The following is a 24,497-nucleotide window of genomic DNA, read 5'->3' as shown; positions in this document are numbered from 1 at the left end:
CCCCGGTGGCACATCCCGGGCATCAGCCTGCCGCTCGGGTGAGGTCCAGGGTGAGCTCGATCAACACTGGCCAACATCAGTGCAGGAACCCGGCGTCGGGCGCGGCGGAGGCTCGGCAGGCACGATTCCTGCACTCATGTTGGTCAGAAGATCGCTGGGGGCTGGCCAGGGGCGCTGAGCGTGGAAGGCGGCGGGGCGGGTCGACAGGACCCGTCGCCCACGAGGGTGCGCGCACAGCAGGAGGGGCGGACACCGCGTGGTGTCCGCCCCTCCTGTTCGGCCGGTTCCCTGGCGGGGTGTGGCCTCGCCCGGGGAAGGAGCCCCGGGCTAGATGAGGAGACCCAGCGGCTTCTCGATGAGCTCGCGGAGCCTGGCCAGCCACCTGGCCGCGATGATGCCGTCGACGGGCCTGTGGTCGACGGACAGCGTCACGGTGACGACGGTGCCGACTCCGAGCGTGTCGTCGTCGAGCACAACCGGCACCTTGCGCGCCGCGCCCACGGCGAGGATCGCGGAGTGCGGCGGATTGATGATGGCCGAGAACGCGTCGACGCCGTACATGCCGAGGTTGGTCACCGAGATGGCGCCGCCCTGCAGCTCGCTCTGCTGGAGCCGGCCCTCGTTGGCGCGCGCCACCGCGTCCTTCACCTTCGCCGCGAGGGCCCCGATGCTGAGCGCCCCGGCGTTCGCGATGACGGGCGTCACGAGGCCGCGCTCGCTGGCCACCGCGACCGCCACATCCTGGGTCGCGAAGGACACCACGGCGTCCGGCGTCCAGATCACGTTGAGCTCGGGCACGTCCCGGAGTGCGAGGGCGGCGGCCTTCACGAAGAGGTCGTTGACGGAGATTCGGACCTCGCTCGCCTCGTTGAGCTGTGTGCGCAGGGCAAGCAGCTCGTCGACGCGCAGCGTCGCCTCGAGGTAGAAGTGCGGGGCGTCGCGCTTCGAGGTCTGGAGGCGGTTCGCGATGAGCCTGCGCAGCTTGCTGTGCGGCGTCGCCTCCCCTCCCTCCGGGAGGTCGACGTCGGCAGCCGGGGTGGGTGCCGGCTGTGCGGCAGCGGGCTGGAGTGCGGGAGCGGCTGCGGCCGGGGTGGCGGCGGACGCGCGTGCCCGTTCGACGTCGTCGCGCACGATCCGCCCGTTCGGCCCCGTGCCGTCGAGGTCCTCGATCGACAGCCCGTACTCCTTCGCGAGGCGACGAGCGAGGGGGCTCGCGAAGATGCGACCGCCCTTCGGCCCCGGGTCGCACGACCTGCCGGTCGAGCCGGTGGCGCACGACGCGTCGGCGGTTGAGCCCGTGGAGGCATCGTCCTGCGCCGCCTCGGCCGACACCGGCTCCGGGTTCACGGGGGCGGCCTCGTCTTCGGCGACGGACGCAGACGCTGCGGTTGCAGCCGGCGCGCTCGGCACGACCTCGGCGCTGGCCGGGGTTCCGCTGAGCTGGGCGGCGAGCTCGGCGGCTGCCGAGGGGTCTTCGCCGACGGCGAGCACGATCGCGATGGGGTCCCCGACGGGAACCATGTCGCCGACCTCGGCGAGGAGCGTGTGCACGACGCCGTCGAGCTCTGCGACGATGTCGACGACCGCCTTCTCCGTCTCCACGGCGGCGACGGCTTCGCCCTTCTTGACCGAGGCGCCGGCTGCGACGAGCCAGTTCTCGAGTGCGGCCTCATCGGAGTCGGCGGAGACTCCGGGCATCCTGAGGAATGTTGCCATGTCAGGTTCTCTCTCTCGCTCAGAAGGCTTTGAGGGCCGCGACGATGTCGGCCGTCGTGGCGTTCGCGGCCTCTTCGAGCGCCTTGGAAATGCTCGGGGATGCCTCGCCGCCGTGGACTCGCGCGACGGGGGCGTCGAGCCAGTCGAAGAGGCGCTGCTGGATGGCGTCTGCGAGCCAAGCGCCGTAGGAGGTGCCCTGCGCGCCCTGCTCGACGATGACGACGCGGTTCGTCTTCTTGATGGAGGCCTCGAGCGTGTCCCAGTCGATGCTGGCGCGGTCGAGCCAGCGGAGGTCGATGACCTCGCCGTCGACGCCGGACTCCTCGACGGCGTCCAGCGCGCGCTTCACCATCGAGAGGTACGAGATGACCGTCACGCCGGAGCCCTCGCGCCGCACAGCGGCCTTGCCGAGGGGGAGCTCGTAGTCGAGATCCTTCGGCGCGAGGCCCTCCGTCTTGTACAGGTCGGCGTCGTGCTCGAGCACGGCGACCGGGTCCTTCGTGCGCATGGCCGTGTTCAGGAGGCCGACGTAGTCGACGGCCGTGGATGGGGCGATGATGCGCCAGCCGACGGAAGTGGCGAGGATGCCCGCCGGGTCCATGGAGTGCTGCGAGCCGTATCCGGTCGACGTGCCGATCTTGATGCGCAGGATGAGCGGCATGTCGTGCTCGCCGCCGAACATGTGGCGGGCCTTGCCGATCTGGTTGAAGAGCTGGTCTGCGGCCACCCAGAGGAAGTCGGCGTACATGAGCTCGATGACGGGGTAGTAGCGGCCGTCGAGCGCGATGCCCCCGCCGAGGCCAGTGAACGCGGCCTCGCTGATCGGGGTGCCGAGCACGCGGCCCGGGTACTTCTCCGCGAGCCCCTTCGTAGCGCCGCGGGAACCGCCGCTGAGCTTGTGCACGTCCTCGCCGAGCACGATGACGCTGTCGTCCGTCTCCATGCGGCGATCCATGACGGCCGCGACGACGTCGACGAACTTGCGCTTCTCGAGCTCGTCATCGGCGAAGTCGCCCCACTCCTTGACGTCGCCCGTGAACTCCGGGGCCTCGCCGCGGATGCCGATGTCGATGAAGTCCGTCGACGGCCACAGGCTCTGCTTGATCTGCAGCTTGCCCGGGCGCCCGGAGGCGTCGGGTTCGACGATGCGCGAGCCCACCTCGGTCATGACCTCCTTGATGCGGCCGGCCAGGTTGTCGAGCTGTTCACGCGTCGCGATGCCCCGCCGCTCGAGGTGCGCCTCGACGAGCGCGATGGGGTCGCGGTCGCGCCAGCCCTGCTCCTCGTCTTTCGAGCGGTAGCCGAACGCGCTGCCCGGGAATGGGCCGTTCTGGTGGAAGTACCGGTAGGTGTCCGCTTCGATGATCGCGGGGCCCTCGCCTGCTCGCATGTGCTCGAGGGCCTGCTGCGTGGCGAGGTAGACGGCGAGCGTGTCCTGTCCGTCGACGCGCCAGCTGCGGATGCCGAACCCCTGGCCGCGGCCGGAGAGTCTGGATTCGCCTGTCGCTTCCTCGACGGTCGTCGAGACCGCGTACTGGTTGTTCTCGATGAAGAAGAGCGTCGGCAGCTTCCAGGCGGCGGCGAGGTTGAACGCCTCCAGCACTGAGCCGATGTTCGCCGCGCCGTCGCCGAAGTACGTGACGGCGGCCGCGTCGGTTCCGGCGTGCTTGTCGGCCCACGCGAAGCCGGTCGCGAAGGGCACCGCGCCGCCGACGATGGCGTTCGTGCCCATAGCGCCGGCTTCCTTCCACTGCAGGTGCATGGAGCCACCGCGGCCCTTGCAGTAGCCGTCCTTGAGGCCGGCGATCTCCGCGAGGCTGCGGTAGAGCACGTCGACCACTTCGGGGCTCAGCTCGTCGTCGACGGAGAAGCCCGTCGGCTGCACGTACCCGAAGACCTTGGCGAGGAACTGGTGGTGGCCTCGGTGCGAGCCGTTGACCTGGTCGGCGGGGGTGAGGGGGACGCAGGAGCCGACGGCGCCGCCTTCCTGGCCGATCGAGGAGTGGGCGGGGCCGTTGATGAGCTTCTGGCCGGCGAGGTTGAGGACTTCCTCCTCGAAGGCCCGCACGAGGTGCAGCTGCACCGCGAAGTTCTGCAGGAGCTCCGGGGCTGCGTCGTCCCAGTCCTCCTGGGTGGTCTCCAGCTGGACCCAACTCACGTTCGGCTTGAGGTTCTTGATGGTAGACATCGAGTGTGTGATCCTCCGCTCGTGAGCTCCCTGGTGGGGAGCTCATCTGTCTGGGCGACAGCGCTGCACTGCGCTTCCCAGTTGTCTGTACATGCACGGTCCTGGCTTCACATAGGATTGGCCGGGCGAGCCATGAACAGAGCCTACTGTACATGGCTAGACATGTATATGCATCTAAGGACGTTGGTGAAACCGTGGCCGATCAAGGACTCAGCGGAGAGACGCTCGACAGAAATGCGGCAGTCCCGCTCTACGTGCAGCTCGCTGACGTGCTGCGCTCGAAGATCCAGAGCGGAGAATGGAAGCCTGATCAGCGCATTCCCTCCGAGAACGAGCTGAACCAGATCTACGGCATCAGCCGGATGACGGCGCGCAACGTGCTCTCCAAGCTCGTCGACGAGGGGCTCCTGTTCAGGGTCCACGGCAAGGGCACGTTCGTCGCCCACCAGAAGATCAGCACGAAGTCGCCGTCGTATCAGGGCATCCGCGAGCAGCTCGAGCAGCAGGGATTCGCGACCCGCACCGAGATGCTCGAGCTCGAGCGCATCGCTGGGGGAGGCCGCATCGGCCAGATCCTCGGCATCGGCGAGACCGAGAGCCTCTTCATGGTCCGCAGGCTCCGCTACGCGGAAGACGAGCCCATCAGCATCCACGAGTCATACGTGCCAGAGCGACTCGCGCCCAAGCTGCTCGAAGCCGACCTCGTCACCCGCCAGCTGTGCACGGTGCTGGAGGAGAATCACCAGCTGCGGATGGCGAACGTCATCGAGACCCTCGAGTCGTCGGTGCCGTCGAAGTCCACACTCACGACCCTCAAGGCGCGAACCGGCACCCCGGTGCTCCTGCTTGAGCAGCGCATCTCGAACGACGACGGCACGCCCTTCGAATTCACGCGCATCCTGTTCCGCGGCGACAAGGTCCGGCTGGAGTTCTCCTACTCGCTCTGACGCAGCGGATACGGCAGCCGCGAGCGACACGAACGGGCCCCGACCGGGGAGGAGCATCCATCCTCGGTCGGGGCCCGTTCTTCTTCGTGCGGGTCTCTGCGGGCACCGCCTGTCGGAGAGTCAGGTCTCGTGCACCTCGCACGGCATCACGCCGCCAGCGCTGCCTCCAGCGAGGCGACGGTGATGGTTCCATCAGCGCGAGTGAGGTCAGCGCCGCGCAGCGTGGTCGACGGGGCGCCGGCCTCGCCGAGATGGGAGACGACGCTCGTCGCGGCGGGGAAGTCGTCGTCCGCCGTGAAGTGGCTGACCGTGACGATGTGCGCCAGGCCCGCAGCGGCGGCAGCCTGCGCGCCGCCCCACGAGTCCTCGATGACGACCGCCTCGTCCTTCGCGAGCCCGAGCGTGTCGAGCGTGAGGAGGTAGATGTCCGGGGCCGGCTTCTTTGCGGGCACGACGTCGCCGGCGAAGACTCCGGCAAGACGGGACCGCAGGTCCGCACCGATCACGGTGTCGAGCACGGCCTCCACGCTGCCGAGTGCCGACGTGGACGCGACGGCGACGACCCAGCCGGCGTCCAGCGCCTCCGCGATGAGGCGGCGAACGCCGGGGCGGCCAGGCACCCTGCCTGAGCCCATGATCTCCACGTACGCCGCCGACTTCCGCTGGTGCACGTCCGCGACGAGTGCGTCCAGCTCGGCCGAATCAGCGGGGGCGAACTCGGGATGCTCACCCAGGTAGGCCTTGAAGCGCTCCTTGCCCCCACCCACCCGCAGCAGCTCGCCGTACTCGTCGGCGCTCCACTGGAAGCCCAGCCCGAGCTCGTCGAAGACCCGGTTGAAGGCGACGAGGTGACCGTCGAGCTCCGTGTCGGCCAGGACTCCATCGCAGTCGAGGATCAGTGCGCGCGTCATGCCGCTGCCCCGTTCGCAGTGTCGCGGCTTCCGAAGAGGTCGATGTGCTCGGTGACGGTCGCCGTGACTGCCTCGACCTGTTCCGCGAAGAGCTTCACCGGCTCCCATTTCCCGCTTGCCTCTGCGGCGACGAGGTGGCGGTGCGCCGAGTGCAGGTAGGCGAGCTTGAGCGCCGTGGAGATGTTGATCTTCGAGGTGCCGGAGGCGATGAAGCGCGCGAAGTCCTCTGCCGAGAGGCCGGTGCCGCCGTGCAGGACGATCGGGATATCGGTGCGGCTCGAGAACTCGGCCGCCCGGTCGAAGAGCAGCGTCGGGTTCGCGGTGTAGAGGCCGTGCGCCGTGCCCAGCTGCGGGGCCAACAGGTCCGTGCCCGTGTCGTTCGCCACCTCGAGCAGGGTGTCGACCGAGTAGGCGTGCGTGGCCTCGTCCGAGCCGACGCCGTCTTCCACGCCGACGATGTTCTCGATCTCCGACTCGACGTCGACTCCTGCTGCGTGCGCCTCCTGGACGACCTCGCGGGTCTCTGCCCACGCCTGGTCGAGACCCCGGTCGGAGGCGTCGAAGAGCACGGAGCTCCAGCCCTGCGCGATCGCCTCGGTGATGACGGCACGGTCGGGGCAGTGGTCGAGGTGCAGTGCGACCGGCACGTCGACGGCATCAGCGGCGATGCGCGCGGCGGCGGCGAGCTGCGCGGCGCCGACGACCTTGAGGGTCTTGACGGACGTCTGCAGGATGATCGGCGAGTTCGCGGCCTGCGCCGCGGCGACGGTGGCCTGCAGCGACAGCTGGTCGACGATGTTGACGGCGGGGATCGCATACCCGCCAGCCCGGGCGGCGGCAGCGAGCCGCCGCGTGCTTGCGAAGGTCATGGTGTTCTCCTACGTGGTTGGGTCGGCGCGTGAAGCCGCTGGGTTCGGTCGTGGAGCGGGTGGATGCGGAAGGTCACGGGTGAGGGGCCTGCGTTGGTCCGTCACTCGTCAGCTCCTGGATGCCGCCGTGCTGGCGGCGGTCGCGAGGATGATCGCCGTGGACTGGGCGCCGGGGTCTCGGTGCCCTCGCGAGCGCTCGCCCAGGTAGCTGGCACGCCCCTTCGTCGCGATGAGCGGCTCCGTGGCGACCGCGCCTGCTGCGGCTGCCTCCGCGGCGGCCGCCAGCGTCTCCGCCGGGCCCGCACCTGCGGCGGCGGCCGCCTTCGCCGCCTCGACCGCCGGGGTCCAGGCGTCGACCATCGTCTTCTCGCCGGCGTGCGCCTTGCCGCGTTTCATGAGGCTCTCGAGCGCGCTCTCGAGCATCGTCGCGACCCCGGCGCCGTCGAGTGGGAGCGTCGAGCACTTCGCCGCTCCGATGAAGACCGAGCCGTACAGGGGGCCGGATGCGCCGCCGACCGTCGACATGAGCGTCTTGGCGGTGACGGCGAACACCTCCTTGACGCTGATGGGGGTGCCTTCCCCGACGGCTGTCGCCGCGGCTGCGAGACCCCGACTCAGATTCTCGCCGTGGTCGCCGTCGCCGATGGCCCTGTCGAGCTCGATGAGCTCCGTGCGTGCCGTCAGGACGTCGGCGGCCGCTGCCTGCACCCAGGCGATCGCCCAGCCGGTGTCGAGTTCGTCGGTCATGCGCCCGCCCGCCATCCGCTCGTGTGGACGGGGGCATCGAACAGCTCGGTGAGTTCGTCGTCGAGGCGCAGGAGGGTGATGGAGGCGCCCTTCATCTCGAGCGAGGTGAAGTAGTTGCCCACCAGGCTGCGCTCGATGGTCACCCCAAGGTCGTCGAGGACATCGGCGGCGTGGTTGAAGAGGATGAACTGCTCTGAGAGGGGGGTCCCGCCGAGGCCGTTCACGAACAGCAGGACCCGGTCTCCCGAGGTGATCTCGAGGTCGCCGATCACACGCTCGAGGAGGATGTCGGTGATCTCGTCGGCCGTCGTCATCTCGCCGCGTCGAACCCCGGGCTCACCGTGCACGCCGATGCCGATCTCGATCTCGTTGGGCCCGAGATCGAACGAAGGCCTGCCGACGGTGGGGACGGTGCACGCTTCGAGCGCGAGGCCCATCGTGCCCATGTTCGTGTTGGCCTTCTTGGCGATGCGGACCACATCGGCGAGGTCGTCACCGCGTTCGGCTGCGGCACCGGCCAGCTTCATCGTGACGATCGTGCCAGCGACGCCGCGGCGCCCTGCCGTGTAGGTCGAGTCCTCGACCGCGACGTCATCGTCGAGCACGACCGTCTCGACCTCGATGCCCTCGAGGTCGGCGAGCTCTGCCGCGGCCTCGAAGTTGAGGATGTCACCCGTGTAGTTGAGGACGAGGTGGACGACGCCGCGGGCCTGATCGGCGGAGCTCGTCGCCGCGAGGATCTGGTCGGGGGTGGGGGAGCTGAAGAACGCTCCGGGTGCGGCTGCGTCGAGCATCCCGGCGCCGACGTAGCCTCCGCCGAGCGGCTCGTGCCCGGAACCGCCGCCCGAGATGACGCCCACCTTGGGGGAGGCGGCGGGCGCCGCCCTCGAGAAGTGCACGGGATCGGTGTGCAGCGTGACGAGCGACGAGTTGGCACGCGCGAACCCGCGCATGAACTCGTCGAGGACGGTCGCGGGTGTGTTGATCAGTTTCTTCACCGAATGCTCCTTTGCATCGTGGCGTACAGCTCGATCGTGACTACAAGTACATACAAGCATATTCAAGTATGTACATGTTGTTGATCTCGCCGGATCACGAGCTCAGCATACATGTCTATACAAGTATGTCCAACTCATGCCCGGAAGTACGCGCACGCGGTGCGCCGGAGGGTGTCGGCTACTCTGCGCGATGCCTCAGCTCGCGCCCCCGAACGACGTCCTTCTCGATCTGCTCCAGGCGCTTGGCGCTGGCCTTGGTGTCGCGCGGAGGCAGCTGGATGCTCTGCTCCGCCGCGATGCCGCCCCGCAGCTGCCGGACACGCTCGATCTCCGCATCGCACTGCGCACCGAAGAGCAGGGCGAGGTTCACGATCCACAGCCACAGGAGCCCGACGATGACACCGGCAACGCTGCCGTAGAGGCGCTCGTAGCTGCTGAAGTTCGCCACGTAGAAGAAGAAGCCAGCGCTCGCGATGCCAGTCACGAAGAGTGCGATGAACGCGCCGAGCGTCATCCACTTGAACTTCGGCAGCTTGACGTTCGGCGTGCCGTAGAACAGGACGGCGATCATCACGATCACCACGAGCAGCACGATCGGCCACCTCGCGAAGCTCCATACGGTCAGCGACGCGTCGCCCAGACCGATGATGCCGCCGATGGCCGAGGCCACCGGTCCCGAGAGGGCGAGGATGGCGAAGATCACCAGCATGAGCAGCAGGAGCACGATCGTCCACAGCATCATGGTGGGGCGCAGCTTCCAGAACGGCCGCCCCTCGTCGATCTCGTACACCGTGTTCATCGCGTGCGAGAAGCAGTTCACGTAGCCCGACGCAGACCACAGTGCGCCGAGCAGACCGACGATGAACGCCGTGCCTGCGCCCTGCGACTCGCCCAGCTGCAGCACCGTGCTCCGCAGCGTCTCCGCGAACGTCGGGTCGGCGAGGTGCGTCGACATCTCGTCGATGAAGGACACCGCCGTGTCGGTCAGCCCGAACAGGCCGATGACCGACATCAGCGCCAGGAGCGCGGGGAACAGACCGAGCAGCATGAAGAAGGTGAGCGCCGCGGCCAGGACCGTGCAGCGGTCGCGGAGGAACTCCCGGATGGCGCGCATGAGGATGTACCGCCAGGCCGGGCCGACCACGTTCCTCAGCCCGTCTGGCTTACGGGGGTCTCGCGCATCCGGAGCCGTCCGTTCCTTGACGACGCTGGTCTCATGGGCTGCCCCGGGGGTGGTCATAGAGGCAGGCTAGGCGCGCGCGATGCCCTCGGCGGGGAGGGCGCGCGCTCGGCCACCACCTCCACGCGAGAAAGGGAGCAGCCGAGTACGGCTGCTCCCTTTCGCTGGTGCTGACGTCGTGGCTAGACGCGGCCCTTCAGCATTGCCTGCTTGACCTCGGCGATCGCCTTCGTCACCTGGATGCCACGCGGGCAGGCCTCGGTGCAGTTGAAGGTCGTGCGGCAGCGCCAGACGCCCTCGCGGTCGTTGAGGATGTCGAGGCGGACCTTCGCGTCCTCGTCACGGGAGTCGAAGATGAAGCGGTGCGCGTTCACGATGGCGGCCGGGCCGAAGTACTGGCCGTCGGTCCAGAACACGGGGCACGACGTGGTGCACGCGGCGCACAGGATGCACTTGGTGGTGTCGTCGAAGCGCTCGCGGTCGGCGATCGACTGGAAGCGCTCCTTGCCCTTCTCCGGCTCGGCCTGAGCCTTCAGGAAGGGCTGCACCTCGCGGTACGCCTCGAAGAACGGCTCCATGTCGACGATGAGGTCCTTCTCGAGGGGGAGCCCCTTGATGGCCTCGACGTAGATGGGCTTCGAGATGTCGAGGTCCTTGACCAGCGTCTTGCATGCGAGGCGGTTGCGGCCGTTGATGCGCATCGCATCGGAGCCGCAGATGCCGTGTGCACAGGAGCGACGGAACGCGAGCGAGCCGTCCTGGTCCCACTTGATGCGGTGCAGGGCGTCGAGGATGCGGTCGGTCGGGTACATCTCGACATCGAACGCCTCCCAGTACGGCTCGGTGTCCGTCTCGGGGCTGTAGCGGCGCACGTTGAGCGTCACCGTGAACGGCTTGGGAGCCTCGATGGGCGCCTCGGGTGCTTCAGTCGTTGCAGCAGTCATTCTGTGAAGCCCTTCCTAGTACTTGCGCTCGGTCGGCTCGTAGCGCGTCACGCGCACGGGCTTCTTGTCGAGACGGATGTGGTCTGCGGGGTCGGGAGACTTCCGGTCGCCCGTGAGGTACGCCATGGTGTGGTGCATCCAGTTGACGTCGTCGCGCTTCGGGAAGTCGTCGCGCATGTGGCCGCCGCGGCTCTCCTCGCGGTTGAGGGCGCAGTACACGAGCACCTCGGCGAGGTCGAGCAGGAAGCCGAGCTCGATGCCCTCGAGCAGTTCCGTGTTGTAGCGCTTGCCCTTGTCGAAGACCGAGATCTCGGTGTACCGCTCGCGGAGGGAGTGGATGACCTTCGTCGCCTCGGTCAGCGTCTCCGAGGTGCGGAAGACCTGGGCGTTCTTGTCCATCGTCTCCTGGAGCTCACGACGCAGGCCGGCGACCGACTCGGTGCCGGTCGATGCCTGCAGGTCGTCGACCATGCCCTTGACGAACGCCGCTGCGTCGTCGGGCAGGGGAGCGAACTCGGCGGTCTTGACGTACTCGACGGCGTTGCGGCCGCTGCGCTTGCCGAAGACGTTGATGTCGAGCAGCGAGTTGGTGCCGAGACGGTTCGAGCCGTGCACCGAGACGCAGGCGCACTCGCCGGCCGCGTAGAGGCCGGGGATGACGGTCTCGTTGTCGGAGAGCACCTCGCCGGCGTTGTTCGTCGGGATGCCGCCCATCGCGTAGTGCGCGGTCGGGTACACGGGCACCGGCTCGGTGACGGGGTCGACGCCGAGGTAGGTGCGCGCGAACTCGGTGATGTCGGGCAGCTTCGTCTCGAGCACCTCGGCACCGAGGTGGGTGCAGTCGAGGTACACGTAGTCCTTGTGCGGGCCGGCGCCGCGGCCGTCGAGCACTTCCTGCACCATGGAACGAGCCACGATGTCGCGGGGCGCGAGGTCCTTGATGGTCGGCGCGTAGCGCTCCATGAAGCGCTCGCCCGAGGCGTTGCGGAGGATGGCGCCCTCGCCGCGCGCACCCTCGGTGAGGAGGATGCCGAGGCCGGCCAGGCCGGTGGGGTGGAACTGGTAGAACTCCATGTCCTCGAGCGGGAGGCCACGGCGCCAGACGATGCCCATGCCGTCACCCGTGAGGGTGTGCGCGTTCGAGGTTGTCTTGAAGACCTTGCCGAAGCCGCCGGTCGCGAAGATGAAGGCCTTGCCCTGGAAGACGTGCAGCTCGCCCGTCTTGAGCTCGAGTGCCACGATGGCCGCGGGGACCTCCTGGCCGTCGACCTCGGTCATGACGATGTCGAGCGCGTAGAACTCGTTGAAGAACTTGACGTTGTGCTTGACGCAGTTCTGGTAGAGCGTCTGGAGGATCATGTGACCCGTGCGGTCAGCCGCGTAGCAGGCGCGGCGAACCGGCGCCTTGCCGTGGTCGCGCGTGTGGCCGCCGAAGCGACGCTGGTCGATCTTGCCCTCCGGGGTGCGGTTGAAGGGCAGGCCCATGTTCTCGAGGTCGATGACCGCCTCGATGGCCTCCTTCGCGAGGATCTCGGCAGAGTCCTGGTCGACGATGTAGTCGCCGCCCTTGACGGTGTCGTACGTGTGCCACTCCCAGTTGTCGTCCTCGACGTTCGCGAGAGCCGCCGCCATGCCGCCCTGCGCCGCACCGGTGTGCGAGCGAGTCGGGTAGAGCTTCGTGACGACAGCCGTGTCAGCGCCCTGCGCGGCCTCGATGGCCGCGCGCATCCCGGCGCCGCCGGCGCCCACGATGACGATCTCGTGCTGGTGGTAGTGGACGCCGTCGACGGTGCGCGTCGGAGCGAGCTTCTCTGCCATATGTCTGTGGCTCTTCTTTCTGAGGTGGTGGAAGTCGTGTGGCCGAGCGGGTCGGCTAGGCCGGGCAGAAGCTCGGCAGGTTCTCGGCTGCGCCGTTCGCGGGGCACGGGTCGAACGTGTAGATCACGAGGAGGCCGAGGACGATGAGCACCGTCGTGACGAGGAACAGCGTGACCTGCAGTGCGCGACGCGTGCTCGCCTTCGACACGTAGTCGTTGATGATCGTGCGCATGCCGTTGGCGCCGTGGATGAACGCGAGGACCAGCATGAGCGTGTCCCAGACCACCCAGAAGGGGTCTGCCATCTTGCCGGCGACGAACGCGAAGTCGATGGCGGCGACGCCCTGGCCGACCATGAGGTTCGTGAAGAGGTGGCCGAAGATGAGGATGACCAGCAGCACACCGGACACGCGCATGAACGCCCAGCCGATGCGCTCCCAGTTGGTGCTGTTCTTGGCGGCAGCTGCTGAACGGGGGTACTCGATGGTTTCGATAGTCATGGCAGCTCCCTCCTAGTGGCTGAACACGTTGATGAGGTGGCGGGGCGTGAAGCCGATCATCGTGACGACGCAGAGGCCGATGACGATCCAGAACATGAGCTTCTGGTACTTCGCGCCGCCGGGCAGGAAGTCGATGAGGATGATGCGGATTCCGTTGAACGCGTGGTAGCAGATGGCTGCCACGAGTCCGACCTCGCCGATGCCCATGATGGGCGTCTGGTAGGTGTGGATGGCCGCGTTGTAGGCCTCAGGACTGACGCGCACGAGCGACGTGTCGAGCACGTGCACGATCAGGAAGAAGAAGATGGAGACGCCGGTGATGCGGTGGAGGACCCAGGACCACATGCCCTCGTTCCCCCGGTACAGCGTGCCGCCGCGTCGCGGCTTCTTCGCTGTGTTCTTTGGGGCTGTCGAGCCCGCCGGAGCTGGTGTCTGTACGGCTGACACGGGATTGCCCTTCTGTCGCGTTGCGTTCTTCCGCTCAGGACTCTTGCGCCGAGAAGGTGAAGACTGAGCGGCAGCTCCCAACCACACTGCGTTGGGCATGTTGATACCCGCCTAGACTACGCCTCCCGCCGTTTCCGGCTGGCAAGGTTAACCTTCCTTGGCGGCCTTGTCTGCGTGAGGCCGAGGCATGGACCGGGCCGTTCAGGCGAGCGGCAGCGTGACGGGGCGCCGCGCCTCGGCCAACACGTCGGCATAGTGGCTGAGCAGCTCGTCGCAGACGCTCTCCCACGAGCGCGAGAGCACTCGGCGGCGGCCGGCCTCGCCCATCCTGGCACGCAGCTCGGGAGCGTCGACGAGCTTCTCGAGCATGACCCGCAGATCGAGGTCGCCTGCTCGGTCGGGGTCGAAGTGGAATCCGTCGACGCCGTGTTCGATGAGGTCGATGGGCCCGCCCGCGTAGGGGGCGACGACGGGCAGGCCACTGGCGTGGGCCTCCTGGATCGTCTGCCCGAAGGTCTCCTCCGTCCCCGTGTGCACGAAGACGTCGAAGCTCGCGTAGGCCATGGCCAGGTCTCGGCCGCCGAGTCGCCCGGCGAAATGAACCGGGACCCCCTTGAGGGCCTTCCGGATGCTCGGCTCCGACGGCCCATCGCCCACGACGACCAGCTGCACGTCGTCGAGCCCCCTGAGCGAGGCGAGGCGCTCGACCTGCTTCTCGGGCGCGAGCCTGCCCACGTAGCCGATGATGGTGCGCGAGTCGGCGCCCAGGCGCTTGCGGCTGCTGCGCACGCTCTGCTCCTGCTTGTTGCGCGGATGGTAGGTCTCGAGGTCGACGCCTCGGCCCCAGCGGGTGGCGTTCGTGATCTTGGCGCGCCGCAGGTCGCCGAGCGCCGCGCTCGACGGCGCCAGCGTCAGGTCTGCGTTGTTGTGCAGCCAGCGGATGAACCACCAGGCGAAGCCCTCCATGGCGCTCAGCTTGTTGCGCTTCGTGTACCCGGCGACGTCGGTCTGGAAGACGGCCACGCTCGGTATGCCGCGTCGTTTCGCGGCTGCGATCGCCTGCGATCCCAGAAAGAGTGGACTCGCGGCGTGTACGACGTCTGGCGCGAACTCGGCGAGGAGCCGATCGACCCTGGGGGAGGGGAGTCCGACGGGGAACTGGCGGTAGTCGAGAGCAGGCACCTCGACGACGCGGAACCCCCTGTAGTCCTTCGGCGAGCCGGCTGCCGGAGTGACGACGATGGCCTCGTGTCCGCGCAGTGCGAGGTGGTCGAGCACCTTGCAGACGCTGTTCGTCACGCCGTTGACGGTGGGGAGGAAGCTCTCGGTGACGACCGCGATGCGCATAGGGCGAACGTAGGTGCTGGGAGTGGCACGGAGGTGAACTCGCGGCGACGCCCGCACGACGACTTCTCCACAGCTTCGTCCCGCCGAAACCAGCGCGTGACAGTGTTCCCCTAGGGTGTTGCGCATGGCAGATGCGATCGATCGGTTCTATGGCGTGATTCCAGCGGGAGGCGTCGGCTCCCGACTGTGGCCCCTCTCGCGGGCCGAAGCCCCGAAATTCCTCCACGACGTCGTCGGGAACGGCTCGACCCTCCTGCGGGCGACCTGGGACCGCCTCGCGCCGCTGTGCGCGGAGGACCGGCTCCTCGTCGTGACGGGAGAGGCGCACGCCAAGGAGGTGCGCGCGCAGCTCCCAGAGCTCATCGAGGAGAACATCGTCCTCGAGAGCGAGGGTCGCGAGTCGACGGCGGCCATCGGCCTCGCCGCGGCCATCCTGCAGCGGCGTGTGCCCGACGCCATCATCGGCTCGTTCGCCGCTGACCACCTCATCGGTGCGACCGACCGCTTCGCAGCGGCGGTGCGCGAAGCCGTCGAGGCGGCCGACGCCGGAGCCATCGTCACGATCGGCATCCAGCCCATCGAGCCGTCCACCGCCTTCGGCTACATCCGAGCGGGCAAGCCGCTGAAGATCCCCGCCGCCCCGAGTGCGCGGAAGGTCGACGCGTTCGTCGAGAAGCCCAAGGAGGCGACAGCTCGCCGCTACCTCGCCTCCGGCGAGTACCTCTGGAACGCCGGCATGTTCTTCGCCCGCGTCGACCGCCTCATGGAGGCGCTGGCCGAGTCGAACCCGCCACTGGCCGCTGGCATCAACGAGATCGCGGATGCCTGGGGCACCGATCAGCAGGCGGAGGTCACCGCTCGCGTCTGGCCGAACCTCGAGAAGATCGCCATCGACTACACCGTCGCCGAGCCGGCGGCCGCCCGCGGCGAGCTGGCCGTCATCCCCGGCTACTTCCAGTGGGACGACGTGGGGGACTTCGCGGCCGTGAGCCGGCTCCGAAAGAGCACCAACGGGAACGGCGTGACCGTGCACGGCGATGAGAGCAACGTCGTGGTCGTCGACGGCTCCGGCCTCATCGTCAACCACACCGACCGCGTCGTCGCGATCGCCGGCATCAAGGACATCGTCGTGGTCGACACCCCGGATGCGCTGCTCGTCACGACCGCGGCGAACGCGCAGAAGGTCAAGCAGCTCGTCGCCGAGATCAAGGCGTCGAAGCGGCCGGAAGTCCTCTAGCCCGCCTTCCACTCATCTGCGCGCGTGCACGGTCACAACGATCCGTGCACGCGCGTAGCGGTCTGCACCCGGCTCCCACTACTCTTCCGGCATGTCACGCTCTCGTATTCCAGGCGCCGTCGGCGCGCTCGCTGTCGCTGCCCTCGCTCTCACGGCCTGCCAGGCGCCGCCAGAGGCGCCGGGGTCGACGGGCGCAGCGGCTGCGGGAAGCGACTACCTGGCGTGCATGGTCGCGAACAGCGGCAACATCCAGGACCGCTCCTTCAACCAGGCCGTCTTCGAGTCGCTCGAGGCGGCCAAGGCGGAGTACGGCGTCGACATGCGCGAGACGGTCTCGCAGTCGCAGGCTGACTACGAGACGAACCTCGAGACCATGGTCGGCGAGGGCTGCGACTACATCGTCACGGTCGGCTGGGAGCTGGCCGACGCGACCCGCGCTTCCGCGGAGGCGAACCCGGACATCACGTACTCGATCGTCGACGAGGTCGTGGATGGTCCCAACGTCGCGTCCATCGTGCACGACACGGCCCAGGCGGCGTTCCTCGCCGGCTACCTGGCGGCGGGGGTCAGCAAGACCGGGGTCGTCGGGACGTTCGGCGGCGGCAACCAGCCGCCCGTGACGGTCTTCATGGACGGCTTCGCGGCGGGGGTCGAGCAGTACAACACGACGAAGGGCGCCTCGGTGCGGGTCGTCGGCTGGGACCCGGAGTCGCAGCAGGGGTCCTTCACCGACGACTTCACGAACACGAACGCCGCGCAGACCACGGCGCAGGGGCTCATCTCGCAGGGGGCCGACATCATCATGCCCGTCGCGGCTCAGGCGGGCGAGGGTGCTGCTGCGGCGGCACTGGCCGCGGGCGATGTCGGCATCATCTGGGTCGACTCCGACGGGTACGAGCTTCTGGGCGAGGAGTACCGGCCGCTCCTGGTCACGACGGTAGAGAAGCGGATGGAGCCGGCCATCCTCGGCGTCATCGGCTCCGACATCGCGGGAACCTTCGAGGCGGGCAACAACGTCGGCACGCTCGAGAACGACGGCGTCGGGCTCTCGTCCTTCCACGACTGGGATGCGAAGATCCCCGCCGAGCTGAAGGCGGAGGTCGAGGCGCTCAAGGCCAAGATCATCTCCGGCGAGATCGTCGTCGAGTCGCCGTCATCGCCGACGGGAGCGAACTGACGGACCCCCGGAGCGGGCATCCACACGTCCGCACCGACCGATCGGCCTGCGACGATGCGGTGCCGTGAGCGTCGCCGGGCGACGCGCCGAGAAACACACTCGTAACTGTGCAACGGTCGGGTTTCGATTCCGATTTCGGCCGAATTGTGACGCAGCGCTACGGCTATGCTCGGGCAATCACCAGCTTCGTCGTGTTCGCGTTCTGCGGCCCGACGGACATCCAACTCAGGAGGATCGAGAGTGGCTATCTCTTCGAAGCAGCGTTTCGCTGCACTTGGCACGGTGGGCGTTGCAGCCCTCGTGCTCGCCGGTTGTGCCCCCGCGCCAGAAGCAGGCGATGGGGCCGCTGAAGGCGCATCCGACTTCACCGCGTGCATGGTGTCTGACGAGGGCGGGTTCGACGACCGCTCCTTCAACCAGCTTGCGCACACGGGGCTCGAGAACGCGGAGTCCGAGCTCGGAGTCAACGTGCTCGAGGCGGAGTCGGCAACACCGGACGACTACGCGGCAAACCTGACGACCATGGTCGACCAGGGCTGCAAGATCATCGTTCCCGTCGGCTTCAAGCTAGCAGACGCGACGGCCGCAGCGGCCGAGGCGAACCCAGACGTCGACTTCGCGATCGTCGACGTCGAGGGCCTCGGCATCCCGAACGTGCTCGAGCTCAACTACGACACGGCGCAGGCCGCGTTCCTCGCGGGCTACGCCTCGGCTGCGTACTCCAAGACGGGCACCGTCGCCACCTACGGCGGCGCCGCCATCCCGACCGTCACGATCTTCATGGACGGCTTCGCCAACGGCGTCAAGCACTTCAACGAGGTCAAGGGCAAGGACGTCAAGGTCATCGGCTGGGACGTCGACTCGCAGCAGGGCTCGTTCGTGGACGACTTCACGAACGTCTCCCGCGCCAAGGAGATCTCCACCGGCTTCCTCAGCCAGGGTGCAGACGTCATCCTCCCCGTCGGCGGCCCCCTCTACCAGGGTGCAGCTGAGGCGATCCGCGAAGGCGGCCAGGACGCCGTCATCCTCGGCGTCGACTCCGACCTCGCGGTCGCAGACGAGCAGTACGCGGACATCATCCTCGTGTCGATCATGAAGGGCCTCGACGTCACGGTTCTCGACGCGATCTCCCAGAGCGTCGACGGCACCTTCGAGGGTGGCACGACCTACACGGGCGTCCTCGAGAACGAGGGCGTCGGCCTCTCCGGCTTCGGCGCCTTCGAGTCCGAGCTGCCCTCCGGCACGCTCGACGAGATCGACACCCTGAAGCAGGAAGTCATCGACGGCAAGTACCCGGAACTGTCGCCTTCCTCACCCAAGGTCTGATCCTCTGCTGTCCAGATTGACGTCTGGGCACAACATGATGCGGGGCCGTCGCGCAAACTCGCGGCGGCCCCGTAGCATGCCTACGCATGCATCTCGAGCTGGCGGCGGTCACCACCGCGACCGGCTCGCTTATCACCGGCCCACCAGGCCGTATTCCGCACTACTGCACAGCGAAGTGGACCGCTATGAAACTCGAGCTTCGAGGCATCACCAAGCGATTTGGTGCCTTCACGGCCAACGACAACATCAACCTCACGATCGAGGAGGGCGAGATCCATGCGCTCCTCGGCGAGAACGGTGCTGGCAAGTCGACCCTGATGAACGTGCTCTACGGCCTCTACCAGGCCGATGAGGGCGAGATCCTGCTGGACGACGACGTCCGGCACTTCTCCGGTCCTGGCGATGCCATGGCCGCCGGCATCGGAATGGTCCACCAGCACTTCATGCTCATCCCCGTCTTCACCGTGGCGGAGAACCTCATGCTCGGGCACGAGCCGGCCAGTGGGCTCGGCGTGCTCGACATCGACAGCGCGCGCCAGAAGGTGCGCGACCTGTCGGCGCAGTTCGGCTTCAACATCGACCCCGATGCGCTGGTCGAGCACCTGCCCGTCGGCGCGCAGCAGCGCGTCGAGATCATCAAGGCCCTCTCGCGCGACGCGAAGATCCTGGTCCTGGACGAGCCCACCGCCGTGCTCACGCCCCAGGAGACCGACGAGCTCATCGTCATCATGGATCAGCTGCGCAAGGCCGGCACCTCCATCGTCTTCATCACGCACAAGCTGCGAGAGGTCCGCAAGGTGGCGGACCGCATCACGGTCATCCGGCGAGGCAAGGTCGTCGGCACGGCGCTCCCGAGCGAGTCCAACGAAGAGCTCGCGGCGAAGATGGTGGGCCGAGCGGTCGACCTCGACGTCGACAAGGAGGCCCCGAAGCTGGGCGAGACGACGTTCGTCGTCTCCGAGCTGACGGTCTTCGACGAAGTCGGCGCCAAGCAGGTCGACGAGCTGAGCTTCGAGGTGCGCGAGGGCGAGATCCTCGTGATCGCCGGCGTGCAGGGCAACGGCCAGACCGAGCTCACGGAGGCCATCCTCGGCCTCCATAAGAAGGCGCTCGGCTCGATCAGCCTCGACGGCAACGAGCTCATCGGGCAGTCGGTCAAGAAGACGCTGGATGCGGGACTCGGCTTCGTGCCGGAAGACCGCACCGAAGACGGCATCGTCGGCGACTTCACGATCGCGGAGAACCTCGTGCTCGACCGGGCGGACCGCCCGCCGTTCTCGAACGGCATCGCGCTCAACCTGCGGGAGATCACCGCCTTCGCGGAGAAGAACGTCAAGGACTTCGACGTCCGGGCACCGTCCATCGAGACGGCCGTGGGTCGTCTCTCCGGCGGAAACCAGCAGAAGGTCGTCCTCGCGCGCGAGCTCGGCCGCGACCTGCGGATGTTCATCGCCTCGCAGCCGACCCGAGGTCTCGACGTCGGATCGATCGAGTTCGTGCACGAGCAGATCGTGCGCGTCCGCGACTCGGGCATCCCGGTCATCATCGTGTCGACGGAGCTCGACGAAGTCGTCCAGCTGGCAGATCGGATCATGGTCATGTACCAGGGCAAGAGCATGGGAATCGTTGGACCGGAGACGTCGCGAGACGTGCTCGGCCAGATGATGGCGGGGGTAGAGGTATGAGCCAGCTGCAGAACGTGACGGCGGAGACCCCGCCGCCACCCGGCACCCAGGTGCCGGCCGCCGCGAGCGAGCAGTCGCCGTGGCACGGCCTCTGGCGCGACATCCTCGGCGGAGGGCCGCTGCGCTCGATCCTCGCGATCGTGCTGGCGCTGCTCATCGGCTCCCTCCTCGTCGTCTTCACGAGCGACGACGTGCTCGAGACCACCGGCTACTTCTTCTCGCGGCCGATGGACCTCTTCACGGCGGCGGGCGGCGTCATCGGCGGTGCGTTCCGCGCGCTGTGGGAAGGCGCGATCTACTCGCCCCGCAACGGCTTCGTGCCGCTGACCAACACGCTCATGTGGGCGACCCCGCTCATCACGGCGGGCCTCGGCGTCGCGTTCGCGTTCCGTGCCGGCCTCTTCAACATCGGTGGTCAGGGCCAGATCCTCATCGCCGCGCTCTTCACGGGCTTCATCGGCGCGAGCCTGCAGCTGCCGTTCGTCGTGCACGTCCTCGTGGCGGCGTTCGCCGGCATCGTCGGCGGCTCGCTCTGGGCCGGCATCGCCGGCTGGCTGAAGGCGCAGACCGGCGCCCACGAGGTGATCGTCACGATCATGCTCAACTGGATCGCCTTCTGGGGCATCACCTACCTGCTGAAGACCCCGGTCTTCCAGGCCGAGGGTGCTGGCGGCAACGCCAAGGCCAAGCCCATCGTCGAGTCCGCGCAGCTGCCTGACCTCGTCGGTGCCGCCGACTGGGGCTTCATCCTCGCCATCGCCGCCGCATTCGTCTACTGGTGGATCATGGAGCGCACCACGGTCGGCTTCAAGGTGCGCGCGGTCGGCCTCAACCCGAGCGCCGCTCGAACGGCCGGCATCAACGTCGCCTTCATCACCTTCCTCACGATGGCCATCGCCGGCGCCTTCATCGGCCTCGCCGGTGCCACGCAGGTGCTCGGTCGCGCGACAGCGGGCTACGACCCCGGAGTGCACGCGGGTATCGGCTTCGATGCCATCACCGTCGCGCTGCTCGGTGCCGGCCACCCGGTCGGCATCATCCTCGCCGGCCTCCTCTTCGGAGCGCTCAAGGCGGGCTCCTTCCCCATGCAGGTCGTCGAGGGCATCCCCATCGACATCGTCGCCGTCATCCAGGGCCTCATCGTGCTCTTCATCGCAGCGCCGCCGCTCATCCGGGCGATCTTCCGCCTCCCGCGGCCGTCCGGCATCCGCCTCCTCGACCGCATCCGCGCGTCGCGCGAGGGCCGGGAAGACAGCAGCGACAAGGGCAGCAACGGCAAGAAGAACGAGGTGAACGCATGACCGCAGTGACGCCGAGCACCGAGGAGCAGATCCCGGTAGGGGCAAGCACCAAGGCCGAGGTCCGCTCGACCCGCAGCTGGAAGGCGCCGATCGCGTACGCGTTCTTCAGCGCGCTCGTCCTCATCGTCTTCGGGCTGCTCGCACCTGCGGGCGCCTCGAGCACGATCGACCTGAACTCGGATGGCGTCCCCATCAAGTTCGCCCCCCTGGTCCTGCCGACCATGATGACGAACCTCATCATCGGCGTGATCCTCGCCGGAATCACCGTCGTCGCCTTCCTCCGCACAGCGGCGGGCGAGAAGCTGCCCATGTGGGTCATGGTCGTCTTCGGCATCCTCTGGGTGTGGGCGCTCATCGTCTTCATCGGCGCCAACGCCAACGTCCCGCTCACCTGGCTCCTCACCGGAACGCTCGCCATCTCGACCCCGCTGATCTTCGGATCCATGGCGGGACTCGTCTCGGAGCGCGTCGGCGTCGTGAACATCGCCATCGAGGGCCAGCTCCTCGCCGGCGCGTTCACCTCGGCGCTCATCGGCTCCATGACGGGCAACCCGTTCCTCGGCCTCCTCGGCGCGATCCTCGCGGGCATGCTGGTCTCGCTCATCCTCGCGGTCTTCTCGATCCGCTACCTCGTCGAGCAGGTGGTCGTCGGCGTGGTCATCAACATGCTGGTCATCGGCCTGACGAACTTCCTCTACTCGGGCGTCATGACCCGCGACAGCGGGTTCCTCAACACGATCGCGCAGAACGAGAAGTACCCGCGCTTCGCGATCCCACTGCTGAGCGACATCCCCGTCATCGGGCCGCTGCTCTTCGACAACACCTTCATCGTGTACCTCATGTTCCTCACGGTGCCGGCGCTCACCTTCGCGCTCTTCAAGACCCGCTGGGGCCTGCGCCTCCGCGCCGTCGGCGAGCACCCGAAGGCTGCCGACACGGTCGGGATCAAGGTCAACAAGACCCGGTTCTGGAACGTCCTCCTCTCGGGTGCCATCGCCGGCGCGGGCGGGAGCTTCTTCACGCTCGGCAGCGTCGGCTCGTTCAGCCAGGAGATGACAAGCGGCCAGGGCTACATCGCCCTCGCCGCACTGATCTTCGGGCGCTGGCACCCCGTCTACGCCACCCTCGCGGCGCTGCTCTTCGGCTTCGCCTCGAACCTGAAGACCCTCGTGAGCCAGGTCGGCGCGAACATCCCACCCGAGTTCATGGCGATGATCCCCTACATCGTCACGATCCTCGCCGTGGCCGGATTCGTCGGCCAGTCGCGCGGACCCGCCGCGGCGGGCAAACCCTACGTGAAGGCATAGCGATGACAGCACCGGACACCGAAGCGCTCGCACCCGACTGGGAAGCCCTGCGTCAGGCCGCACGCGACATCATGGCGAAGGCCTACGCGCCGTACTCGAACTACTCGGTCGGCGCCGCCGCGCTCGTCGACGACGGACGCATCGTCGTCGGCTGCAACGTCGAGAACGCCAGCTACGGAGTCGGCCTGTGCGCCGAGTGCGGGCTCGTGTCGGCGCTCCAGGCGAGCGGCGGCGGCAAGCTCGTCGCGTTCTCCTGCTGCAACGGCGCCGGCGACATCATCATGCCGTGCGGCCGCTGCCGTCAGCTGCTGTACGAGTTCTCAGCACCAGGGATGCTCCTCGACACCGTCTCGGGCATCCGCACCATCGACCAGGTACTGCCGGATGCGTTCGGCCCCAGAGATCTCGAAGGGATCGCATGAGCTCCACCCCCGCCCTCTCCGCAATCGAGGCGTTCGACGCCGTCGACCTCATCAAGGCGAAGCGCGACGGGCGATCCCTGTCGACGCCGGAGATCGACTGGCTCATATCGCGGTACGCGAACGGCTTCGTGGGCGACGAGCAGATGGCCGCGATGGCGATGGCGATCTTCCTCAACGGCATGGAGCGCACCGAGATCCGCGACATGACCCTCGCGATGATCGCATCCGGTGAGCGGATGAACTTCGACGGGCTCGGCAAGGTCACGGTCGACAAGCACTCCACCGGGGGCGTCGGCGACAAGATCACGCTTCCGCTCATGCCGCTCGTCGCCTCCTTCGGTGTCGCGGTGCCGCAGCTCTCCGGCCGCGGGCTCGGCCACACGGGAGGAACCCTCGACAAGCTCGAGGCCATCCCCGGCTGGCGGGCCGACCTCAGCAACGAGGAGATGTTCCGCCTCCTCAAGGAGATCGGCGGCGTCATCTGCGCCGCTGGAGCCGGCCTGGCGCCAGCCGACAAGAAGCTGTACGCGCTCCGCGACATCACCGGCACGGTCGAGTGCATCCCGCTCATCGCGTCGAGCATCATGTCGAAGAAGATCGCGGAGGGCACCGACTCGCTCGTGCTCGACGTGAAGTTCGGCTCCGGATCCTTCATGGGCGACATCGAGCGCTCCCGCGCGCTCGCCGAGACCATGGTGGCGCTCGGCGAAGACGCCGGCGTGCGCACGTCGGCGCTGCTCACGAACATGAACGTCCCGCTCGGGCTCGCGATCGGCAACGCCAACGAGGTTCGCGAGTCGGTCGAGGTGCTCGCTGGTGGGGGGCCGGCCGACGTCGTCGAGCTCACGGTCGAGCTCGCCCGCGAGATGCTCCGTCTGGCGGGCCAGCCGGACGCCGACGTCGAGGGTGCGCTGAAGAACGGCGCGGCGATGGACGTGTGGCGGCGCTGGGTCGCGGCGCAGGACGGAGACCCGGACGGCGCGCTGCCTGTGGCGAACGAGACGCACGAGGTGCGGGCAGACCGCGACGGCGTGCTCACCCGCCAGGAGGCGCTGCCCTTCGGCATCGCCGCGTGGCGCCTCGGAGCTGGGCGCGCGCGCAAGCAGGATCCGGTCATCCACGCAGCCGGGATCGACCTGGTTGCGAAGCCGGGCGACACCGTCAAGAAGGGCGACGTGCTCTTCACGCTCTCTGCCGAGGACGACGCTCGTTTCCCGCGTGCGCTCGAGGCGCTCGAGGGCGCGTACGAGGTCGGGGACGCCGGGTCGGAGGTCCTCACCGGCGGCCCGCTCATCGCAGGACGCATCGGGGCCGAATAGTGCAGGCAGGCGGTGTCGAGAAGGGAAACCTTCTCCACACCGCCGCGCCGCCTCGCGCGCCGGTTGTCTCCGCCCGATAGAATCAGGGCTCTGGACGGCCGCACTTGTTGGT

General features: G+C 68.0%; 21 protein-coding genes. 9 read left to right on the top strand and 12 right to left on the bottom strand.

What is annotated here, in order from left to right; genetic code table 11:
• Positions 1-327: 327 nt before the first annotated feature.
• The gene (locus C5B99_RS13905) at positions 328-1,716 is read right to left on the bottom strand and encodes a dihydrolipoamide acetyltransferase family protein (RefSeq protein WP_104243079.1); all 1,389 of its coding nucleotides are present in this window, start codon (positions 1,714-1,716) and stop codon (positions 328-330) included.
• A 19-nt stretch (positions 1,717-1,735) separates the two neighbouring features.
• Positions 1,736-3,904, bottom strand: a complete 2,169-nt coding sequence (locus C5B99_RS13900) for a thiamine pyrophosphate-dependent enzyme (protein ID WP_104243077.1) — start codon at positions 3,902-3,904, stop codon at positions 1,736-1,738.
• A gap of 194 nt (positions 3,905-4,098) precedes the next feature.
• Here C5B99_RS13900 and C5B99_RS13895 point away from each other — a divergent pair, with 194 nt between their 5' ends.
• The gene (locus C5B99_RS13895; RefSeq protein WP_219819519.1) at positions 4,099-4,851 is read left to right on the top strand and encodes a GntR family transcriptional regulator; all 753 of its coding nucleotides are present in this window, start codon (positions 4,099-4,101) and stop codon (positions 4,849-4,851) included.
• Between the two features lie 146 nt (positions 4,852-4,997).
• Here the strand turns inward: C5B99_RS13895 and C5B99_RS13890 are convergent, their stop codons facing one another.
• The 10 genes from C5B99_RS13890 to C5B99_RS13845 all read right to left on the bottom strand — a co-directional run bounded on the left by C5B99_RS13890 (position 4,998) and on the right by C5B99_RS13845 (position 14,611).
• Positions 4,998-5,762, bottom strand: a complete 765-nt coding sequence (locus C5B99_RS13890; protein WP_104243072.1) for an HAD-IA family hydrolase — start codon at positions 5,760-5,762, stop codon at positions 4,998-5,000.
• Complete coding sequence (locus tag C5B99_RS13885; protein WP_104243070.1) at positions 5,759-6,631, bottom strand: class II fructose-bisphosphate aldolase; 873 nt, start codon at positions 6,629-6,631, stop codon at positions 5,759-5,761. Before C5B99_RS13885 ends, C5B99_RS13890 begins: the two co-directional genes overlap by 4 nt.
• A 108-nt stretch (positions 6,632-6,739) precedes the next feature.
• Complete coding sequence (gene dhaL, locus C5B99_RS13880) at positions 6,740-7,378, bottom strand: dihydroxyacetone kinase subunit DhaL (RefSeq protein ID WP_104243383.1); 639 nt, start codon at positions 7,376-7,378, stop codon at positions 6,740-6,742.
• Positions 7,375-8,376, bottom strand: a complete 1,002-nt coding sequence (gene dhaK, locus C5B99_RS13875) for a dihydroxyacetone kinase subunit DhaK (RefSeq protein WP_104243068.1) — start codon at positions 8,374-8,376, stop codon at positions 7,375-7,377. The genes dhaL and dhaK overlap by 4 nt, the downstream gene beginning before the upstream one ends.
• A gap of 178 nt (positions 8,377-8,554) precedes the next feature.
• Positions 8,555-9,616: a YihY/virulence factor BrkB family protein gene (locus C5B99_RS13870; protein WP_104243066.1), complete on the bottom strand. Its 1,062-nt coding sequence runs from the start codon at positions 9,614-9,616 to the stop codon at positions 8,555-8,557.
• A gap of 122 nt (positions 9,617-9,738) precedes the next feature.
• On the bottom strand, positions 9,739-10,500 hold the full coding sequence (locus tag C5B99_RS13865) for a succinate dehydrogenase iron-sulfur subunit (protein WP_104243064.1): 762 nt from the start codon (positions 10,498-10,500) through the stop codon (positions 9,739-9,741).
• A 15-nt stretch (positions 10,501-10,515) separates the two neighbouring features.
• Positions 10,516-12,318: a succinate dehydrogenase flavoprotein subunit gene (gene sdhA / locus C5B99_RS13860; protein WP_104243062.1), complete on the bottom strand. Its 1,803-nt coding sequence runs from the start codon at positions 12,316-12,318 to the stop codon at positions 10,516-10,518.
• 55 nt (positions 12,319-12,373) lie between these two features.
• Complete coding sequence (gene sdhD, locus C5B99_RS13855) at positions 12,374-12,817, bottom strand: succinate dehydrogenase, hydrophobic membrane anchor protein (RefSeq protein ID WP_181058009.1); 444 nt, start codon at positions 12,815-12,817, stop codon at positions 12,374-12,376.
• A gap of 12 nt (positions 12,818-12,829) precedes the next feature.
• A complete protein-coding gene (gene sdhC / locus C5B99_RS13850) occupies positions 12,830-13,162 on the bottom strand; it encodes a succinate dehydrogenase, cytochrome b556 subunit (protein ID WP_104252310.1) in 333 nt (110 codons plus the stop codon).
• Positions 13,163-13,465: 303 nt separating this feature from the next.
• Positions 13,466-14,611: a glycosyltransferase family 1 protein gene (locus C5B99_RS13845; RefSeq protein WP_104243057.1), complete on the bottom strand. Its 1,146-nt coding sequence runs from the start codon at positions 14,609-14,611 to the stop codon at positions 13,466-13,468.
• Positions 14,612-14,735: 124 nt separating this feature from the next.
• Between C5B99_RS13845 and C5B99_RS13840 the strand changes: the two genes are divergently transcribed.
• The 8 genes from C5B99_RS13840 to C5B99_RS13805 all read left to right on the top strand — a co-directional run bounded on the left by C5B99_RS13840 (position 14,736) and on the right by C5B99_RS13805 (position 24,385).
• Positions 14,736-15,848, top strand: a complete 1,113-nt coding sequence (locus tag C5B99_RS13840; protein WP_104243055.1) for a mannose-1-phosphate guanylyltransferase — start codon at positions 14,736-14,738, stop codon at positions 15,846-15,848.
• A gap of 91 nt (positions 15,849-15,939) precedes the next feature.
• Positions 15,940-17,025, top strand: a complete 1,086-nt coding sequence (locus C5B99_RS13835; protein ID WP_104243053.1) for a BMP family protein — start codon at positions 15,940-15,942, stop codon at positions 17,023-17,025.
• A gap of 240 nt (positions 17,026-17,265) precedes the next feature.
• Positions 17,266-18,351 (top strand): BMP family protein, encoded by a 1,086-nt coding sequence (locus C5B99_RS13830; protein ID WP_258063371.1) that lies wholly within the window; start codon positions 17,266-17,268, stop codon positions 18,349-18,351.
• 185 nt (positions 18,352-18,536) lie between these two features.
• Positions 18,537-20,036 carry an ABC transporter ATP-binding protein gene (locus C5B99_RS13825; RefSeq protein WP_104243049.1) on the top strand — a complete coding sequence of 500 codons (1,500 nt, stop codon included), beginning with the start codon at positions 18,537-18,539 and terminating at the stop codon, positions 20,034-20,036.
• A complete protein-coding gene (locus C5B99_RS13820; protein ID WP_104243047.1) occupies positions 20,033-21,337 on the top strand; it encodes an ABC transporter permease in 1,305 nt (434 codons plus the stop codon). The genes C5B99_RS13825 and C5B99_RS13820 overlap by 4 nt, the downstream gene beginning before the upstream one ends.
• The gene (locus C5B99_RS13815) at positions 21,334-22,644 is read left to right on the top strand and encodes an ABC transporter permease (protein WP_104243044.1); all 1,311 of its coding nucleotides are present in this window, start codon (positions 21,334-21,336) and stop codon (positions 22,642-22,644) included. The genes C5B99_RS13820 and C5B99_RS13815 overlap by 4 nt, the downstream gene beginning before the upstream one ends.
• Before the next feature lie 2 nt (positions 22,645-22,646).
• A complete protein-coding gene (locus C5B99_RS13810; protein ID WP_104243042.1) occupies positions 22,647-23,066 on the top strand; it encodes a cytidine deaminase in 420 nt (139 codons plus the stop codon).
• Positions 23,063-24,385 (top strand): thymidine phosphorylase, encoded by a 1,323-nt coding sequence (locus tag C5B99_RS13805; RefSeq protein ID WP_104243040.1) that lies wholly within the window; start codon positions 23,063-23,065, stop codon positions 24,383-24,385. The genes C5B99_RS13810 and C5B99_RS13805 overlap by 4 nt, the downstream gene beginning before the upstream one ends.
• Positions 24,386-24,497 lie beyond the last annotated feature (112 nt).

The organism is Pseudoclavibacter sp. Z016, assembly GCF_002931215.1.
Lineage (GTDB): Bacteria > Actinomycetota > Actinomycetes > Actinomycetales > Microbacteriaceae > Pseudoclavibacter.
This window is presented reverse-complemented; position numbering and strand designations above follow the sequence as displayed.